The organism is Paenarthrobacter sp. A20 (assembly GCF_024168825.1).
GTDB lineage: Bacteria > Actinomycetota > Actinomycetes > Actinomycetales > Micrococcaceae > Arthrobacter.
In genome coordinates this window covers 2418584-2435977 of sequence record NZ_JALJWH010000001.1, presented here as the reverse complement: position 1 = coordinate 2435977, position 17394 = coordinate 2418584, and the positions used below count along the sequence as shown (strand labels likewise).

At 63.0% G+C, this 17394-nt stretch carries 19 protein-coding genes; 10 read left to right on the top strand and 9 right to left on the bottom strand.

Annotated features, from left to right (window positions below; translation table 11 throughout):
* Positions 1 to 110: 110 nt before the first annotated feature.
* Complete coding sequence (gene glpX / locus J3D46_RS11525; RefSeq protein ID WP_011774031.1) at positions 111 to 1133, bottom strand: class II fructose-bisphosphatase; 1023 nt, start codon at positions 1131 to 1133, stop codon at positions 111 to 113.
* Positions 1134 to 1333: 200 nt separating this feature from the next.
* On the opposite strand from glpX, the gene J3D46_RS11520 reads away from it, so the two are divergent.
* The 5 genes from J3D46_RS11520 (at position 1334) to J3D46_RS11500 (ending at position 6735) form a co-directional block, all read left to right on the top strand.
* A complete protein-coding gene (locus tag J3D46_RS11520) occupies positions 1334 to 2035 on the top strand; it encodes a DUF4245 domain-containing protein (protein ID WP_253467244.1) in 702 nt (233 codons plus the stop codon).
* Positions 2036 to 2105: 70 nt separating this feature from the next.
* Positions 2106 to 2720 carry a carbonic anhydrase gene (locus J3D46_RS11515; RefSeq protein WP_011774029.1) on the top strand — a complete coding sequence of 205 codons (615 nt, stop codon included), beginning with the start codon at positions 2106 to 2108 and terminating at the stop codon, positions 2718 to 2720.
* Positions 2721 to 2807: 87 nt separating this feature from the next.
* Positions 2808 to 4235: a class II fumarate hydratase gene (locus J3D46_RS11510; RefSeq protein ID WP_231338742.1), complete on the top strand. Its 1428-nt coding sequence runs from the start codon at positions 2808 to 2810 to the stop codon at positions 4233 to 4235.
* A 146-nt stretch (positions 4236 to 4381) separates the two neighbouring features.
* Positions 4382 to 5068, top strand: a complete 687-nt coding sequence (locus J3D46_RS11505) for a TetR/AcrR family transcriptional regulator (protein WP_231342058.1) — start codon at positions 4382 to 4384, stop codon at positions 5066 to 5068.
* On the top strand, positions 5065 to 6735 hold the full coding sequence (locus tag J3D46_RS11500) for an MDR family MFS transporter (RefSeq protein WP_253467241.1): 1671 nt from the start codon (positions 5065 to 5067) through the stop codon (positions 6733 to 6735). Before J3D46_RS11505 ends, J3D46_RS11500 begins: the two co-directional genes overlap by 4 nt.
* A gap of 2 nt (positions 6736 to 6737) precedes the next feature.
* Here the strand turns inward: J3D46_RS11500 and J3D46_RS11495 are convergent, their stop codons facing one another.
* Both J3D46_RS11495 and J3D46_RS11490 read right to left on the bottom strand, forming a co-directional pair.
* Positions 6738 to 7214: an NUDIX domain-containing protein gene (locus J3D46_RS11495; protein WP_231342063.1), complete on the bottom strand. Its 477-nt coding sequence runs from the start codon at positions 7212 to 7214 to the stop codon at positions 6738 to 6740.
* A gap of 203 nt (positions 7215 to 7417) precedes the next feature.
* On the bottom strand, positions 7418 to 7963 hold the full coding sequence (locus tag J3D46_RS11490) for an A24 family peptidase (protein WP_231342065.1): 546 nt from the start codon (positions 7961 to 7963) through the stop codon (positions 7418 to 7420).
* Between the two features lie 59 nt (positions 7964 to 8022).
* On the opposite strand from J3D46_RS11490, the gene J3D46_RS11485 reads away from it, so the two are divergent.
* Positions 8023 to 8784 (top strand): hypothetical protein, encoded by a 762-nt coding sequence (locus J3D46_RS11485; protein WP_231342067.1) that lies wholly within the window; start codon positions 8023 to 8025, stop codon positions 8782 to 8784.
* Positions 8785 to 8816: 32 nt separating this feature from the next.
* Positions 8817 to 9461: a GNAT family N-acetyltransferase gene (locus J3D46_RS11480; protein WP_253467236.1), complete on the top strand. Its 645-nt coding sequence runs from the start codon at positions 8817 to 8819 to the stop codon at positions 9459 to 9461.
* 173 nt (positions 9462 to 9634) lie between these two features.
* On the opposite strand, the gene J3D46_RS11475 is transcribed toward J3D46_RS11480, so the two are convergent.
* Together J3D46_RS11475 and J3D46_RS11470 are read right to left on the bottom strand one after the other, a co-directional pair.
* Positions 9635 to 11029, bottom strand: coding sequence for a PhoH family protein (locus tag J3D46_RS11475; RefSeq protein WP_374110794.1), 1395 nt, complete (start codon positions 11027 to 11029; stop codon positions 9635 to 9637).
* A gap of 239 nt (positions 11030 to 11268) precedes the next feature.
* Positions 11269 to 12075 carry an isoprenyl transferase gene (locus J3D46_RS11470; RefSeq protein ID WP_231342073.1) on the bottom strand — a complete coding sequence of 269 codons (807 nt, stop codon included), beginning with the start codon at positions 12073 to 12075 and terminating at the stop codon, positions 11269 to 11271.
* Between the two features lie 107 nt (positions 12076 to 12182).
* Here J3D46_RS11470 and J3D46_RS11465 point away from each other — a divergent pair, with 107 nt between their 5' ends.
* Positions 12183 to 12824: a hemolysin III family protein gene (locus J3D46_RS11465; RefSeq protein ID WP_253467230.1), complete on the top strand. Its 642-nt coding sequence runs from the start codon at positions 12183 to 12185 to the stop codon at positions 12822 to 12824.
* 94 nt (positions 12825 to 12918) lie between these two features.
* Here the strand turns inward: J3D46_RS11465 and J3D46_RS11460 are convergent, their stop codons facing one another.
* Both J3D46_RS11460 and mca read right to left on the bottom strand, forming a co-directional pair.
* A complete protein-coding gene (locus J3D46_RS11460; RefSeq protein WP_231342082.1) occupies positions 12919 to 13191 on the bottom strand; it encodes a hypothetical protein in 273 nt (90 codons plus the stop codon).
* Between the two features lie 106 nt (positions 13192 to 13297).
* Positions 13298 to 14203, bottom strand: coding sequence for a mycothiol conjugate amidase Mca (mca, locus tag J3D46_RS11455; protein WP_231342084.1), 906 nt, complete (start codon positions 14201 to 14203; stop codon positions 13298 to 13300).
* A gap of 74 nt (positions 14204 to 14277) precedes the next feature.
* Between mca and J3D46_RS11450 the strand changes: the two genes are divergently transcribed.
* Together J3D46_RS11450 and greA are read left to right on the top strand one after the other, a co-directional pair.
* On the top strand, positions 14278 to 14736 hold the full coding sequence (locus tag J3D46_RS11450; RefSeq protein WP_253467228.1) for a DUF4307 domain-containing protein: 459 nt from the start codon (positions 14278 to 14280) through the stop codon (positions 14734 to 14736).
* Positions 14737 to 14888: 152 nt separating this feature from the next.
* Positions 14889 to 15383: a transcription elongation factor GreA gene (greA, locus tag J3D46_RS11445; RefSeq protein ID WP_026542824.1), complete on the top strand. Its 495-nt coding sequence runs from the start codon at positions 14889 to 14891 to the stop codon at positions 15381 to 15383.
* A 142-nt stretch (positions 15384 to 15525) separates the two neighbouring features.
* Here the strand turns inward: greA and J3D46_RS11440 are convergent, their stop codons facing one another.
* Positions 15526 to 16140: a rhomboid family intramembrane serine protease gene (locus J3D46_RS11440; RefSeq protein ID WP_231342089.1), complete on the bottom strand. Its 615-nt coding sequence runs from the start codon at positions 16138 to 16140 to the stop codon at positions 15526 to 15528.
* Between the two features lie 14 nt (positions 16141 to 16154).
* Entirely contained in the window at positions 16155 to 17393 is a 1239-nt protein-coding gene (ilvA, locus tag J3D46_RS11435; protein WP_089594164.1) for a threonine ammonia-lyase, read from the bottom strand.
* Position 17394: the final 1 nt, after the last annotated feature.

The window sequence follows — 17394 nt, the reverse complement described above, 5'->3', positions numbered from 1 at the left end:
CCGGGCACAGAGAAGGACGGCGAGTATCGCGAAAGCGGCATCAAATCGACGAGGTACGAGGAGATAGCCGCCGAGCGATGCCCGCCGTCCTTCTGTTGGCTGCGTAGGGGTTACGGCTTGCGCGCGTACGTCTCCCACTTGGAAGCGTGGTGCTCAGCTTCGACGAAGCGGACGGTCCCCGACTTGGAGCGCATCACGATGGACTGCGTCATGACGCGGTCCTTCTGGTAGCGCACGCCGTGGAGGAGGTCGCCGTCGGTGATGCCGGTAGCTGCGAAGTAGCAGTTATCGGAGGTGACGAGGTCGTTGGTGGACAACACGCGGTCGAGGTCGTGTCCGGCGTCGATGGCCTTCTGCTTCTCTTCGTCCGACGTCGGCCACAGGCGGCCCTGGATGACGCCACCGAGGGACTTGATGGCGCAGGCTGCAACGATGCCTTCCGGGGTGCCTCCGATGCCCATGAGGGCGTCAACACCGGTGCCGGAGCGGGCTGCTGCGATGGCGCCGGCCACGTCGCCGTCCATGATGAACTTGGTGCGTGCACCGGCTTCGCGGATTTCTTCCACGAGCGGGCGGTGGCGGTCGCGGTCCAGGATCATGACATTGAGCTGGTTGACCTTGACGCCCTTGGCCTTGGCGATGAGGTGCAGGTTCTGCTTGACGGGCAGGCGAAGGTCAACCATGTCGGCAGCTTCAGGCCCGGTAACCAGTTTCTCCATGTAGAAGACCGCCGAGGGGTCGAACATGGATCCACGTTCCGCCACTGCCAGAACAGCGAGGGCGTTGTTGATGCCAAGGGCGGTCAGGCGGGTTCCGTCGATGGGGTCGACGGCGACATCGCACTCAGGGCCGGTGCCGTCACCAACCTGCTCACCGTTGAACAGCATGGGGGCTTCATCTTTTTCGCCTTCACCGATGACCACGACGCCGTTGAAGTGGACTGTGTGAAGGAACGAACGCATGGCGTCGACGGCGGCGCCGTCCGCCTTGTTTTTGTCGCCGAAGCCTACCCAGTGGCCGCCGGCAATGGCAGCGGCCTCGGTGACGCGGACGAGTTCAAGCGCAAGGTTGCGGTCGGGTTCGTCGATGCCGACGGCGAGCGACGGCGAAATCGTGGAATACTGCTGGGTCATTGGTGCAGGAGACACTTGAACCTCTTCTTCGAGTGACGATTCACGGGACCGGACACGGTTGCACGGGGCAACCCGGGGTTCCTCTACCAACGATCATAGTCGCCGCATCCCTTGGGAGTCGTTGGATGACCACAGCCCGCAATACCTGCGGTGAGGTCGCCGGATGTGTGTTCCCTGCCGCGATAAGGGATCATGGAGGGGTGAGTGAAACGCAGGACAAGCCCGCAGCCGGGAACCAATCGGACGCTGCAGCGGCTAACCAAAACGATGCCCAGTCCATCCCCGATGCCCCGTATAAACCCGTCATTGCGGCGAAAGCTGCCAAGCGGGCCAACGCTTCGGTCATTGGCATGGTCATTGCACTGCTGGTCTGCGTCCTGGCTTTCCTCCCCATCGTTTTGATGAACCCGGCCCCCAAGGGCGAGGGCTTCAGGCCCAATGTTGATGTGGCGGCCATCGCCCGCAACGCCACAGGTGTGGCAGGATTCACACCTGTCACTCCTGATACCGGCGACACATTCAAACCCAACTACGCGCGCTGGGAGTCCGGCACAGGATCCGGTGTCCCCACCTGGGAGATTGGTTTCCTGACACCGAAGGAGGCCTTCATTGGCCTCACCCAGACGAGCCAGGCCAACCCCACCTGGGTTCTGCAGCAGACGGAGAACCTCCCGGTCACCGGCACGCGAAACGCCGGCGGCCAGGACTGGGAGCTGCGCGACTCCGGCAAGGAAAAGCGCAGCATGGTCTTGGAGTACCGCGGTACCACCCTCATCCTGAGCGGCACTGCAAGCCTTGACGAGTTCGCAACGCTGGCGGCCGCCGTCGTTAAGTCCGCGGATCAGGCACCGTTGCCGTCCGCTCCGGCCACGGTAACTCCTTCAGCGCAGCCGTCCGCTTAAGCCCCGGTATCCGGCTAACCCGGCGCAACAGTTTCACGGACTGCCCCGTCCGCGTCGTAAAGTAAGGCTCGTGCCTACTTACCTGACTCCAGCCCTGGCGTGGCGCCGTCTCCGCGAGGGCAACGAACGTTTTGTTTCCGGCGAATCCCTGCACCCCAACCAGGATGCTTCGCGACGCTCTTCCCTCATTGAGAACCAGAATCCGTTTGCCGTGATCTTTGGCTGCTCGGATTCCCGGCTTGCTGCAGAGATCATTTTCGACCTCGGGCTCGGCGACGCCTTCGTGGTCCGCACGGCCGGCCAGGTCATTGATGACGCCGTTCTTGGCTCCCTCGAATACAGCATCAGTGAACTCCGGGTTCCCCTGATCGTCATCCTGGGCCATGACAGCTGTGGTGCCGTGAAGGCCACCAAGGCTGCGGTGGAAACGGGCGAGATGCCTCCCGGCTTCATCCGCGACCTCGTCGAGCGCATCACGCCGTCGGTCCTGACGGCCAAGCGCAACAGCCAGGAGGACGTCAACGACATGGTGGTGGAGCACGTCAAGCAGACCGCGGCCCGCCTGGCTGACAGCTCGCGTGTGATTTCCGACGCCATCGACGACGGCCGGGTGGCTGTGATCGGCCTGTCGTACAAGCTCGATGAAGGCCGTGCGGCCCTCGTTTCCGGGATCGGCAAGCTCTAGGAGGCCGTGCTCCGGCCCCGGCGCCGGAGCACGTAGCACTCCCCTCCGGGTTTTCTGTGGGGCGTCCAATCGCCCTAAGCTAGCCCCATGACTTCCACCACTGAGTTCCGTATTGAACATGACACGATGGGCGAAGTTCGCGTCCCCGTGAACGCCCTGTACCGCGCCCAGACGCAGCGTGCTGTGGAGAACTTCCCGATCTCCGGCAAGACGCTTGAGCGCACCCACATCGAGGCCCTGGCCCGCGTGAAGAAGGCCGCCGCTCTGGCGAACGCCGAACTGGGGGTGCTCGATGAAGAGCTCGCCAAGGCCATCGCTTCCGCTGCCGATGAGGTCGCTGCCGGTAAGTACGACGGCGACTTCCCGATCGACGTCTTCCAGACGGGTTCGGGTACGTCCTCCAACATGAACACCAACGAGGTCATCGCAGAGCTCGCATCGCGCGCCCTCGCGGCTGCCGGGAGTGACAAGGTTGTCCACCCGAACGACCACGTGAACGCATCGCAGTCCTCCAACGACGTCTTCCCGACGTCCGTGCACGTTGCCGCCACGTCGGCCCTGATCAACGACCTGATCCCGGCCCTCGAGTACCTGGCAGCCTCCCTGGACCGCAAGGCTGTTGAGTTCAAGGCAGTCGTCAAGTCCGGCCGCACGCACCTCATGGACGCTACGCCCGTCATGCTCGGCCAGGAGTTTGGCGGCTACGCCGCCCAGGTTCGTTATGGCATCGAGCGCATCAACGCCGCACTCCCCCGCGTTGCCGAAGTTCCGCTGGGCGGCACCGCCGTCGGCACGGGCATCAACACCCCGGCCGGCTTCCCGGAGCGCGTTATCGAACTCCTCGCCGCCGACACCGGCTTGCCCCTCACCGAAGCCCGCGACCACTTCGAGGCCCAGGCGAACCGTGACGGCCTCATCGAAGGCTCCAGCCAGCTGCGCAACATCGCGATCTCCTTCATGAAGATCAACAACGACCTCCGCTGGATGGGCTCCGGACCCAACACGGGCCTTGGCGAAATCGCCATTCCGGACCTTCAGCCGGGTTCTTCGATCATGCCGGGCAAGGTCAACCCGGTCATCTGCGAAGCCTCGATCATGGCCTGCGCACAGGTCATCGGCAACGACACCACCATCGCCTGGTCCGGCACCAACGGCGCTTTCGAGCTGAATGTCGGAATCCCCGTCATGGCCGCCAACCTTCTTGAGTCCATCCGCTTGCTGGCCAACACCAGCCGCGTCATGGCCGACAAGATGATCGACGGCATCACCGCCAACGTTGAGCGCGCCCGCTTCCTGGCTGAGGCGTCCCCGTCCATCGTCACCCCGCTGAACAAGTTCATCGGGTACGAAAACGCGGCCAAGATCGCCAAGATCGCCGTCAAGGAAGGCCTGACCATCCGCCAGGCAACCGAAAAGCTCGGCTTCGTCGGTGAGGGCGAAGGCAAAGTCACCGAGGCTGAGCTGGACAAGGCCCTGGACGTCACCACCATGACGTCCCCTGCGCACAAGGCTTAATACCCACAGCACGACGACGGCCGGTACCTTTCGCACGAAAGGTACCGGCCGTCGTCGTACCCGGGCGATGTTCGCACCGGAACTATGAGCAACAGCACACCCTGATCTTTTTGCACTTTCCGAACTGGAGTGCAAAACTTTACTTTGTGAGCAATAGTGCAAATATCGACGGTGGTCTCCGCGAGCGCAAGCGGGCCGCCACGCGGACGGCGATTACCGCCGTCGCGCGTTCCCTGACCGCGGAGCATGGCCTCAACGGTTTCACTGTTGAAGAAGTCTGCGAAGCGGCGGGGATTTCACGCCGGACCTTCTTCAACTATTTCCATTCCAAGGAAGACGCCGTCATCGGCTCGTTTTCCGACGAACTGCCTGAAGAGGCACTGGAGGCCTTCAACCGCAATCCCTCCCGCACGCCTGACAGCATCTCTCACACGCTCCTGGCAGCGCTGCACGTGCTCACGGTGACCCTGATGGAGCGTTCATCCATCAGCCGCACCGAAGTCCAGCAGTTCATTGCTGCCATCACGGCCGAGCCGCAGCTGCTTGCCCGGATCACCCTTGAAGGGGAGGCCCGCGAACGCCAATTCGCAGGGCTCGTTGCCGCCCGCGAGGGCCTGGATCCCGAACACCCTGAAGTCATGACGGCCACTGTGTTGTTCGGTGCTGTCTCCAAGAAGACGGCACAGCAGTTCTTCTCGGAGGACAACACGCGCCCTTACCGCGGGATTCTGGAGCAGAACCTCAACGCCGCGCGCAAACTCTTTGCCCAGCCGCTGGCCACGAACCACCAACTGGGCCCCAACACCCTTGAAACCTCGAAGGACCCCGCATGAGTACTCTCTCGAAGGCAGCCGAACCATTGCTGCTGACCCAGAAACGTATCTGGATCATCTTCTCGGCGCTGATCGCAGGCATGCTCCTGTCCAGCCTCGACCAAACCATCGTCTCCACCGCCATGCCCACCATCGTGGGCAAGCTGGGCGGAGTGGAGCACCAAGCGTGGATCACCACGGCCTACCTCCTGGCCACCACCATCGTGATGCCCATCTACGGCAAGTTCGGTGACATCCTCGGGCGACGCAATCTGTTCCTTGTTGCCATCGCCCTGTTCACCCTCGCCTCCGTGGGCTGTGCGTTTGCCACCGATTTCTGGGGTTTCGTGATCTTCCGTGCCATCCAGGGACTGGGTGGCGGCGGCCTCATGATTCTCTCGCAGGCCATCATCGCCGACATCGTTCCCGCCAAGGAACGCGGCAAGTACATGGGGCCGCTGGGCGCCATCTTCGGCCTCTCCGCTGTGGCCGGTCCGCTCCTTGGTGGCTTCTTCGTGGACCACCTCACTTGGGAATGGGCCTTCTACATCAACATCCCCATTGGCATCGCGGCTTTCATCACTGCGTGGTTCACCCTCACGCTGCCGAACAAGAAGGCCGAAAAGAAGATCGACATCCTTGGTGTCCTTTTCCTTTCCGCCGCCACCACCTGCCTCATCTTCTTCACCGACTTCGGTGGCAAGAAAGACGAAGGCTGGGATTCACCCCTCACTTGGGCCTTTGGCGCAGGCATGGTCCTGGCGGCCTTTGCCTTCGTGATGGTTGAACGTCGCGCCGAGGACCCCATCATTCCGCTGAGCCTGTTCAAGAACCCCATCTTCATCAATGCAACGGCCATCGGTTTCACGCTGGGCCTGGGCATGTTTGCCGCCATCGCCTTCGTTCCCACGTTCTTGCAGATGTCCTCGGGAACGTCCGCGGCTGAGTCCGGCCTGCTGATGCTGCCCATGATGGTTGGCCTGATGGGCACGTCCATCTACTCCGGTATCCGCATTTCCAAGACCGGCAAGTACAAGATGTTCCCCATCCTCGGGGCAGCGCTCACCATCGCTGCGATGCTGTGGCTGACCACGCTGGCGGCGTCCACCCCCCTTTGGGTCATCTGCGTGCAACTGTTCATTTTCGGCGCGGGCCTGGGCCTGATCATGCAGGTCATCGTCCTGGTGGTGCAGAACTCCGTTCCCGCTGACCAGATCGGCACGGCTACCAGCACCAACAACTACTTCCGTGAGGTGGGTGCATCGCTGGGTGTCGCCGTCTTCGGCGCTATCTTCACCAACCGCCTTGCCGAGTCGCTGACCGAAGCCTTCACCGGCGCCGGTGCTTCGGCGGAGCAGGCCTCGCAGTCCACCAGCACGCTGGATCCCCAGGCGCTTGCACAGTTGCCCGAACAGTTGCGCGACGCCATCGTCAACGCTTACGCCAACTCCCTGGCGCCCGTCTTCTGGTACTTGGTGCCCTTTATCGCCATCGCGTTGATCCTGGCGATCACGCTGAAGCAGATCCCCCTCTCCGACACCGCCGGCATGGTGGCACGCGGTGAGGCTGTGGGAGGCGCCGAGGCTGACCGCCTTGAAGCACAACGCTTGGAGACCGCCAAGCTGGAAGCTGATCTGGCGGCGTCGGACGGCCTCGACAAGGACCATGCCGACGCTGGGCGCCAGTAGGTTCAGTCCTCCAGCTGGTATGCCACGGGGCCTTCGGGCTCCGTGGCAAGCCTGATCGCTTCCAGGTTCCCGGCGCTCATGTCCGGAAGGTCGTCCAACGTGAACCACCCGACGGCCAGTGATTCGTCGTCGTTGACCCGTGCTTCCCCGGACACATACCGGCACCGGAACGTGATGTCCAGGAAGTCGCACACGTCGCCATTGGGGAACGTCACCGGCCCTACAACCCCGACGCCGATGATGCGCTCGGTCTCGGCCACCACCGCGGTTTCCTCGAAAATTTCCCGCACGAGCCCGGGCGCAGGATGTTCCCCGGGCTCCAGCATTCCGGTGATGAGGGCCCAGTGGCCGTTGTCGGCACGCTGGCCCAACAAAACCCTGCCTTCGTCATCGAAGACCACTCCCCGCACGGCGGGCAGCCATAGGGGGTCGTTGCCGATCTTTTCCCTCAGTTTGAGCACGAATTCCGGTGCACCCATGGTCTCAGCTTTCCTTCAATTCGATGGTGGCGTGTGAATCCATGGCACGCAAGGCAGGGAACGTACCCTCACCCTGATCCGCTGCATCGCGACCTCTCCTGGCGCGTCATAACATTCGCTGGGCTAAGCATGCCGCGGCCCGGTGAACGTGGAGAAGACGGGGAGCGTTGCAGTTTGGCCGCAGTTGGCATCGGCTCGGAGCCTCACGCCGGCAGGACCACCATGGCAGCCGCTGCGCCGGCCAGCATGAACGGGCCAAACGGAATGGCCGAGCGCAGTGTGCCGCGCCGTGACAGCAGGATGACCAGGCTCCACAGCCCGCCCAGGATGAAAGCGGCGAAGGTCCCCGCGAACACATGGGTCCACCCCAAGTAGCCCAGGTAGAGGCCCAGCACTCCAGCGAGTTTGACGTCGCCGAAGCCCATTCCCGGCGGGTGAATGAGGCGCAGCACGAAGTAGAAAAGCCAAAGGACAGCGCCGCCGGCGATTACTCCAAGGCCCGGCACGCCGAACAACACAGCGCCAACAGCCGGGCCAGCGTCAGAGAAGAACGCCACCAGCGCCGCGGCCAGCAGGAGCACCCCGGCCACTGCGTACGACGGAAACACGATGCGGTTGGGCAATAGGTGGCTCCGCACGTCAATCACCGTGAGACGGACAGCCATCACCACAAAGTAGAGGGCAGCGACCATCACGAGCCAGAAGCCCAGTGGTGTGGCATCCCAGAGTTCGGAGAGTCGTCGGATCACCCTCGGATGCTATCCGGTTTCGCCCCGGGGCCGCGTGAACCCCTAGGTAAACTGTGGATATGGGGCACTACAGTACAGCTGGACCGGGTTTCGACATGTCCTCCACATTCCGGAATCTCTGCCGTTCTTCGCCGTGGAAGTGGACGAGCCTTCGCTTCGAATACTTGGAGCGGCCCGGGACGGGGGCCGGCATGGTCCGCGCCTGGCTGCGGCGCCCGGGCGCCCTTCGCCTGGAGACAACGGATGGCCAGCTACTGCACAGCACCACCGGCATCAACGATTCCCGGGATGGTCTGTACGTGTCCGCCACACGCCGTTCGTGGTTGCTTCCAGCCCACCTGGTGACCCCCGTTTATGACGACGCCGGCTTGGTCCGCCGGCGCCCGGAGGCCGCCTACGGCGAGCCCTCCTTCGGTAACGGCCGCCTTGCCGCCGCATTGGACCCGGTGGAACTGGCAGGCAACGCACCTGTGCCGCTGGAATTCCCGGACACCAACCGGGTCTTCCTGGAGGAACCACGGCAGGTGGACCACGAGGGCCGCCCTGCCTTGGAAACCGTCGTGACCCGCAGCAGGACCTATGTGCCCTCTGATCCGGCCGAGCCCCTCGCCCACCCTGGCCGGACATTGATAAGGATCGACGCCGGCACGGGAGTTTGCGTTGCGAGCCAGAGCCTCGACGGGGACTCCTCCGGCAAAGGCCACTGGCTGAAGATCCTCGCGGTCGATGAGTACATGCTGGACGACCTTTTCCTGGCTGAGTCCATGAACCTCACCGACGTCCGGCGCCACATCTCATGGGACATCGGCCCCGCGGCCTGAGGTTCAGACGGATTCCGGGCTAAGCTACGGCGATGACATCGCTGGCAGAACTCTGGCCCCCGTTCGGACTCACCCTCACCACCCCGAGGTTGACCATCCGTCCCGTTTTCGACGAAGACATCCCTTCCGCCGTGGCCGCAGCCCGATCAGGCGTCCACCAGCCGGGCAAGAGCCCGTTCAGCACTCCATGGACGGAACTGCCGGAGGACGAGCTGGCCCCCAACATGGCCCAGTGGTACTGGCGCTGCCGCGCGAACTTCACGCCCGAATCCTGGACGCTGCTCCTTGCTGTCTGGCACGGGGACGAATTCTTGGGAGTCCAGGACATCGGCGCCAAGAACTTCAAAACCCTCAAGACAGCCAGCACAGGCTCCTGGCTCAAGCAGTCCGCGCAAGGCCAGGGCTTCGGCAAGGAGATGCGCGCCGCCGTCGTCGGCTACGCCTTCGATTACCTGAACGCGGAAGTGGCCGAATCCGAAGCGGCCATCTGGAATCAGCAATCCCTGGGCGTCTCCACCAGCCTCGGCTACGAACCCAACGGCATCTTCCGCGACGGCTGGGGCGAAAAAGTTGAGGAAGTCCAAAGAGTCCGCCTCACCCCGGGCACCTTCAAACGCCCCGACTGGACCTTGAAAGTCCAAGGCCACGAAGAGCTGAAAACGTACCTCAAGCTTTAGTCGCAGGACGAACCAGCCGTGCTGCGGTCCTTCGCAGAGGAGCGCATCGCGGGCCATCGGACGTCGGAGGTCGCCCAGCGACCGCAGACCGTCCCTATGGCCCGTGTCTAAGCGACGGCGAAGGGCCGCAGCCCGGCGAACCCGGCCACGGCCCTTCGCATCACTTGAAGAGACTAGATTTCAGCCCCTTCGAGCAACTCCGTCACCAGGGCAGCAATCGGCGACCGCTCTGACCGGGTCAGCGTGATGTGCCCGAACAAGGGGTGTCCCTTGAGCGTCTCTACCACCGCAGCAACACCGTCGTGCCGCCCGACCCGTAGGTTGTCGCGCTGGGCGACGTCGTGGGTGAGGACGATCTTGGAGTTCTGACCGATGCGGCTCATGACGGTGAGGAGCACGTTCTTCTCAAGCGACTGGGCTTCATCGACGATCACGAAGGCGTCGTGCAGCGACCGCCCCCGGATGTGGGTCAGTGGCAGGACTTCAAGCATCCCCCGATCCATGACTTCTTCCACGACCTCCTGGCTGACCAGCGCACCCAGCGTGTCGAACACCGCTTGGGCCCAGGGGTTCATTTTTTCGGATTCGGATCCTGGGAGGTAGCCGAGTTCCTGGCCGCCCACGGCGTACAGCGGGCGGAATACCACTACCTTGCGGTGTTCCCGGCGTTCCAGTACGGCTTCAAGGCCCGCGCAGAGGGCCAGCGCGGACTTGCCTGTGCCTGCCCGTCCGCCGATGGAGACGATGCCGACGGCGGGGTCCATGAGCATGTCGATCGCCAGCCGCTGCTCGGCTGAGCGTCCGTGGAGTCCGAAGACATCCCGGTCACCTTTCACGAGCCGGACCTGCTTGTCCGCACCCACCCGGCCCAAGGCGGAGCCCCGGTTGGAGAGGAGGACCAACCCGGTGTTGACGGGTAGTTCGGCGGCTGCGGGGATGAAGACTGGTTCGTGCCCGTAAAGGGTGGTGATTTCGTCGTCGTTGGCTTCCACCTCGGCCATACCGGTCCAGCCGGAATCCTTGACGAGTTCGTTGCGGTACTCGTCAGCTTGCAGTCCCATGGCGGACGCCTTGACGCGCATGGGGAGGTCCTTGGAAACCACGGTGACGTTGTGGCCTTCGTTGGCCAGGTTCTTGGCCACTGCCAGGATGCGGCTGTCGTTGTCGCCTCCACGGAATCCTGCCGGCAGCACGTCCGGGGAGATGTGGTTCATTTCCACCCGGAGCATGCCGCCATCTTTTCCGAGGGGAATGGCGTGGTCCAGGCCGCCATGTTCGATCCTGAGGTCGTCAAGGAGCCTTAGTGCTTTGCGGGCGAAGTAGCCCAGTTCGGGATCGTGGCGTTTTCCTTCCAGTTCACTGATGACCACGATGGGAACGATGACCTCGTGTTCGGCGAAGCGCAACAGCGCGTGTGGATCGGAGAGCAGGACGGACGTATCAATCACGTAGCTGCGGCCTGTGGCGGGTGTTGCGGTCCGCCCTTTTTGTGAGACCCGCTTGGTGCGAGAGGTAGCTGCACTTTCCCCGTCGGAAACCATTGCGGGCAGTTGCTCAGAAATAGCCACATCGACTCCAGCCCCGGGCAGTTCGCCCGGCCTAATGGTGAAGCGGCTCGGCCGGAAGGCCGGGCGTGGCCTCCCCTGTAACTGGTGCGATAGTCCGCTCCATATACTGGCCTCCCCGATCAGCGGGCGGTTTTGCCTGCTGATGTGATTAACGTAATCCCCGCCACATTCATTTCCGCAATCCGCGTTCGGCAAGTCGCATGTCCGGATCGTTAAATTTTGGTGAACCGGAGCGCACCCTAGGTTCCGTAGCGGCGTTGGCGTCCGGCATAGTCCCTGAGCGCCCGCAGGAAGTCGACTTTGCGGAAGGCGGGCCACAGGGCCTCGCAGAAGTAGAACTCGCTGTAGGCGCTTTGCCACATGAGGAATCCTGAGAGCCGCTGCTCGCCTGAAGTGCGGATCACCAGGTCCGGATCCGGCTGGCCGCGGGTGTAGAGGAAGCGGGAGATGTCGTCCACCGAAAGTTCATCTGCGACGTCGGACATGGTGCGTCCCTTGGCGACGGCGTCGTGCAGGAGTTCCCTCACGGCGTCGACGATTTCGCGGCGGCCGCCATAGCCCACCGCGACGTTCACGTGGATCTTTTCCTGGATGGGCGTCCGGGCGGTCAGTTTGTTGAGCCGCTCGGCCAAGTAGTCCGGGAGGAGTTCGGGGGCGCCCATGGCGTGGACGGAGACGTCTTCGTCTTCGTCGAGGCGGTCCATGGTGTTGGCGATGATGCCCATGAGCAGGTCCAGCTCTTCACCGGAGCGGTTCATGTTGTCCGTGGAGAGCATGTACAGCGTGACGACCTTGACGCCGAGCTCCTGGCACCAGCCGAGGAATTCGTGGATTTTGTCTGCGCCGGCCTGGTGTCCCTGGCTCGTGGGTGCGTTGAACTGGCGGGCCCACCGACGGTTGCCGTCCACCATGACACCGATGTGCCTTGGGATCTGGTCCTGTTTGAGTGTTCGCTGGAGTTTGCGCTCGTAGAAGCCATAGAGGAAACCGGGCAGCTCCACCGGACTCTCACCTGACTTCCTTGCTTGTACGACGACGGCGCACATCCAAGGCTACCTTCCCCAGCTGCCAGGCCGGTGCAGAAGCCGGTCAAAATCCTTTCGCCGCTTGTTACCCTGAAGTAACTTACCGGAACGTAAGTTATTGTTTAATCATGGCTGAGCTCCTTGAAACCAAGCCCCTCTGGCGGGGATGGATCCACGCGGTTGCCGCTCCTTTCGCACTCGCAGCGGGAATTGTCCTGGTGACGGTTGCCCCTACCACTGACCGCAAGATCACCTCCGCCATCTATGCTTTGACGGGCTTTCTGCTGTTCGGCGTCAGCGCCGTTTACCACCGCGGGAACTGGTCCCCCAAAGTCCGCATGATCCTCAAGCGGCTGGACCACACGAACATCATGCTGGTCATTGCCGGCAGCTACACCCCGCTGGCCTGGTCCTTGCTGGAGCGCTCCGAGGCTGTCACCTTGTTGTGGCTCGTGTGGTCCGGGGCAATCGTTGGCGTGCTCTTCCGGATCCTGTGGACGCATGCTCCGCGCTGGCTGTACGTTCCCGTCTACATCGCTTTGGGCTGCGGAGCGTTGTTCTACTTGCCGCAGTTCTTTGCCGCCAACGCCGCTGCCGCGGTCCTTATCTGCGTCGGAGGAGCCCTCTACATTGCAGGTGCGGTGTTTTATGCGATCAAGAAACCGAACTTCAGCGTGCAGCATTTCGGCTTCCACGAGCTCTTCCATGCCTTCACGGTGCTGGCTTTTGCAGCCCACTTCATCGCGATCATGATGGCAGTACTGAGCTAGGTTCCGAGGATAGGGGCCGAAGGTTCCGAGGATAGGGGCCGAAGGTTCCGAGCCCTGGGCATTGCTTGCCCAGGGCAAACCGCTACCGGTGGTGTCAGCGTGCTCCGGGAGCGGCGTCGCCGTTCTCATCTGCCGCGTCGCCGGCCTCAGCAGCCACGCGCGCTTCCTCTACCTGCGCCCGGTACCGGACACGACGGATCCGCCGCACCATGTCCACAATCAGGAACGTGGTGAGAATGACGATGAAGGCCGTGAGGACGAAGCCCCACGTTCCCGGCGTCACCTGGTCCTCGGACAGGCCGGGACGCAGCGTGCCCGAGGGGTTGGGCGACGGAGTGACGGTCAGGGCGAGAATCAAGTGGTGCACGTTCAAAACCTTCTATGGGGGCTGATGCATGCCGACAGGCAGCGCGTAGCCGGAAGCTGGTTGGCCATACGGCAATTTCTACGAGCGATAGAAACTACCGGCGGTCCTATCTTATCCCTGCGAACAGGTCCTTCTCCGGCAGCTCGGACGGGACAGCGGACTTGATGAGGGTGTAGTCCTCCCACGGCCATGCCGTCCGCTGCAGATCCGGTGAAACTGCGAAGAAGAAACCGAGCGGATCGATCTGCGTCCGGTGGGCCCGAAGTGCGTCATCCCTCGCTTCGAAGAAGTCGCCGCAGTCCACCTGGGTGGTGGTCTGGTGTCCGGGGACCGGCGGAGTGTGGCCCTCGGCGTCGGCTTCCAACCATGCGGCAAGCCGTTCGGCGTAGGGAGACTGCAACCCTGCTTCTTCCAACGCAAAGTGCAGGGCCCGGAACCGCTCCGGGCTGAAGGCGCGATCGTAGTAGAGCTTGCTCGGTGCCCACGGCTCCCCCATGCCGGGGTAACGTTCAGGGTCACCGGCGGCATCGAAGGCTTCCACAGCCACTTTGTGGGCCATGATGTGGTCCGGGTGCGGGTAACCGCCGTTTTCGTCGTAGCTCACGATCACGTGCGGTTTGAAGCTTCGGACAAGCCTGACCAAGGGCGCCGAGGCACGCTCCAGCGGCTGGAGTGCGAAGCAACCCGGCGGCAACGGCGGAAGGGGGTCCCCCTCCGGCAGGCCCGAGTCCACAAATCCGAGCCAACGCTGCTGGATTCCCAGTACCGACGCCGCGTTCGCCATTTCAAGGCGCCGGGCCCCGGCCATATCCCGCTTGGGATGCGGATCGGTTTCCATGGCCGGGTTCTGGATGTCACCGCGTGAGCCATCCGTGCACGTAGCGACCATGACGTCCACGCCCGCGGCGGCGTACATCGCCATGGTTGCCGCGCCCTTGCTGGACTCATCATCCGGATGGGCGTGGACGGCGAGCAGCCGCAGCTGCTGGTCGGAACTGCTGGACGCTGTCACGTGACGGCTCCTCTTTCATGTATCAAGCTGGTGGGGCGGTGATGGGGCGCCGGGATCGGCACTAAACTGGACGGGTGACTTCAGAGGACCTATCGGCCACCCAAGTACCGGCAAGCACCAGCCTAGCCAATCGCTACGGCGGTCAAAAGCGCGCCATGGCCCGCAAAACCAAGCGGAACATCGTCATCGTCGCACTGGTCATAGGGATTGTGTTCGCGGCATGGGTCGCAACGTCGTCGGCTCAGGCGCCAGTTACGTTCAAGGACATTGGCTACAGCACGGTGGATGGCACCCAGGCCGAAGTGGATTACCAAGTCACCAAGTACCCCGGAGCCACCGCGAAATGCGCCATCAAGGCCATTGACTCCAAGTTCGCGGTGGTCGGCTGGAAGGTTGTGGAAATCGGGCCCAACCAGCCCGAAGAGAGTGCCGACGGCGGCAGCACCACCGTCCAACGCACTGTCCTGCGTACCGAGTCCCCGGCCGTCTCCGGCGTCGTGGACAGCTGCTGGATCGTAGACAGCGGTAAATAACAATCATGTGACCCACGACTCAACCGGTTTGGGTTCGTCCAAAGGATTTACTACAATGGATGAAACCTTCACCCCGTTAAGTTGGTTACTGAGTTCCACTAGTGGCCATCTCGGCGGGGTCTTTTGCATTGTCAGATCTAGAGGAGAAATCCGTGTCTACCACCAATAGCGCCACTGCGGCTTGGCTTACCCAGGAAGCTTTCGATCGCTTGCAGGCTGAGCTGGACCACCTTTCCGGCGCTGGCCGGGCGGAAATCGTCCAGAAGATCGAAGCTGCCCGCCAGGAAGGCGACCTCAAGGAAAACGGCGGCTACCACGCAGCCAAGGAAGAGCAGGGCAAGATCGAGGCCCGCATCCGCCAGCTCACCGCACTCCTGCGCGATGCCCAGGTTGGCGAAGCCCCGGCTGATGACGGAATCGTTGAGCCGGGCATGCTGGTTGTTGCCCGCATCGCCGGCGACGAAGAGACGTTCCTCCTCGGCTCCCGCGAAATCGCCGGGGACTCGGATCTGGATGTCTTCAGCGAGAAGTCCCCCCTGGGTGCCGCCATCATCGGCCACAAGGAAGGCGACAGCCTGAGCTACGTCGCTCCCAACGGCAAGGAAATCCCGGTGGAGATCGTTTCCGCCAAGCCTTACGTCGCCTAAGCAGCGGCTCACCGGCCTGAAATACACGACGCCGGCCCACCCCTTCGCGGGGCGGGCCGGCGTTTTCGTGTGGGCACCCAACTGGGTCGCAGTTCAGGTCGTTCTCAGCGCTCAGAACGACCTGAACTGCGACCTACTTGGGTTAGGGGGTGAGCTTGGGTTTGGGGCGGAGCAGGATGGCAGCGATGATGCCACCGACGGCACCTCCGAGGTGCGCCTGCCAGGACACGTAGCCCATGACAGTGGGCAGGACCCCGAAGAGGATGCTGCCGTAGGCCATGAAAAGCACCACGGAGAGCAGGATCTGCCACCAGTTCCGGTTGAAGAAGCCCCGAACCAGCAGGAACGCAAAGAATCCGAACACCAAGCCCGATGCGCCGACGGTCACCCCTCCCCCGCCAATCAGCCACACCGCCAGTCCAGATCCGAGCCAGCTGAACGCCAGTGCCGTGATGAACACACGGATGCCGGACATAAACACCAGGAAGCCGAAAATGATCAGCGGCAGGGTGTTGGAGAGCAAGTGGTTGAAGTTCGCGTGCAGCAATGGGAACGTCAGGATGTCCAGCACGCCATCCATGGAGCGGGAGCGCAGGCCAAAGGTGGAGTTCAGGCCATGCCGCATCAACGTGTTGAGGATCTCGATGACGTAGAGCAGGATCACGAAGCCGCCCATGAACAGCAGTCCGCCCTTGGCCCGCCCGGCGAGGGACTCCTGGGCCTCTTCCTTTGAACCTTCAGGCGTTCCAAGCACCATGTGCGCTCCTCCGGTCAGTGCACCACGATGGGCTGGAAGCCCTCGGCCCGCAGTGCGCCGAGAACCTGCTCCCCGTGTTCGTGGCCTTTGGTTTCCAGGTTGATGGTGATGGAGACGTCCCCCATGCTGATGGAACCGCCCAAACGGGTGTGGTCCAGTCCAGTGACGTTGGCATCGTTTTCGGCAATGATGCGCGCGATCGTGGCCAGCGAACCGGGACGGTCATCCAGCATCATGCGGACGGTCATGAAACGGCCTGCGGCCGACAAACCGCGCTGGATGACTTTGAGCATGAGCATGGGATCGATGTTGCCGCCGGACAGCACGACGGCGGTGTTCCCCGGGTTCTCGATCTTGCCATCCATCAGCGCGGCTACTCCGACGGCACCGGCGGGCTCAACCACCATTTTGGCCCGCTCGAGAAGGAAGATCAGCGCCCGGGCAAGGGAGTCTTCGCTGACAGTGACAACATCGTCCACGAGCTCGCGGATGATGCTGAAGGGCAGCTGTCCGGGCCGGCCGACTGCGATGCCGTCCGCCATGGTGGTGACCTTCTTGAGCGGCACCAGGGCGTCAGCGGCCAGCGACGGCGGGTAGGCCGCCGCGTTTTCGGCCTGGACACCGATGACGCGGATTTCCCGGCCAAGTTCCTTGGCCCTGGCTTTGATGGCCACGGCCACGCCGGCCAGCAGTCCACCGCCCCCAACGCCCATGAGGATGGTGTCCACGTTGGGAATCTGGTCCAGGATCTCCAGTCCGATGGTGCCTTGGCCGGCAACAACGTCCACGTTGTCAAAGGGGTGCACAAAGACGGCGCCTGTTTCGTTGGCGTACCGTTGTGCTTCGGCCAGTGCCTCGTCCACGTTGTGGCCGTGCAGGATGACTTCAGCGCCGTGGCTGCGCGTGGCGGCCAGCTTGGGAAGCGCAACACCGAGGGGCATGTAGATGCGGGCATTGATGCCCAGGCTCTTCGCAGCTACCGCGACGCCTTGGGCGTGGTTACCGGCGGAGGCCGCCACCACGCCACGCTTCTTTTCGTCTTCCGTCAGCCGGGCCATGCGCACGTAGGCGCCGCGAACCTTGAAGGAGCCTGCGCGCTGCAGGTTCTCACATTTGAAGAAGACGTTGCCGCCCACGAGGCTGCCCAGGGCACGGGACGACTCCACCGGAGTCTTGGTAATAATGCCCTCGAGCAGCTCCTGCGCCTTGAGGACATCGTCCAGCGTGACGGGCAGGGTTTCGAGGGTATTCACT

Excerpts from the sequence above, each read along its gene's own strand:
- J3D46_RS11510 (WP_231338742.1), top strand. The coding sequence starts at position 2,808 with ATGACTTCCACCACTGAGTTCCGTATTGAACATGACACGATGGGCGAA.
- J3D46_RS11485 (WP_231342067.1), top strand. The coding sequence starts at position 8,023 with ATGGGGCACTACAGTACAGCTGGACCGGGTTTCGACATGTCCTCCACA.
- J3D46_RS11495 (WP_231342063.1), bottom strand. The coding sequence starts at position 7,214 with ATGGGTGCACCGGAATTCGTGCTCAAACTGAGGGAAAAGATCGGCAAC.
- J3D46_RS11470 (WP_231342073.1), bottom strand. The coding sequence starts at position 12,075 with ATGTGCGCCGTCGTCGTACAAGCAAGGAAGTCAGGTGAGAGTCCGGTG.
- glpX (WP_011774031.1), bottom strand. The coding sequence starts at position 1,133 with ATGACCCAGCAGTATTCCACGATTTCGCCGTCGCTCGCCGTCGGCATC.
- J3D46_RS11480 (WP_253467236.1), top strand. The coding sequence starts at position 8,817 with ATGACATCGCTGGCAGAACTCTGGCCCCCGTTCGGACTCACCCTCACC.
- J3D46_RS11440 (WP_231342089.1), bottom strand. The coding sequence starts at position 16,140 with ATGGTGCTTGGAACGCCTGAAGGTTCAAAGGAAGAGGCCCAGGAGTCC.
- J3D46_RS11465 (WP_253467230.1), top strand. The coding sequence starts at position 12,183 with ATGGCTGAGCTCCTTGAAACCAAGCCCCTCTGGCGGGGATGGATCCAC.
- J3D46_RS11500 (WP_253467241.1), top strand. The coding sequence starts at position 5,065 with ATGAGTACTCTCTCGAAGGCAGCCGAACCATTGCTGCTGACCCAGAAA.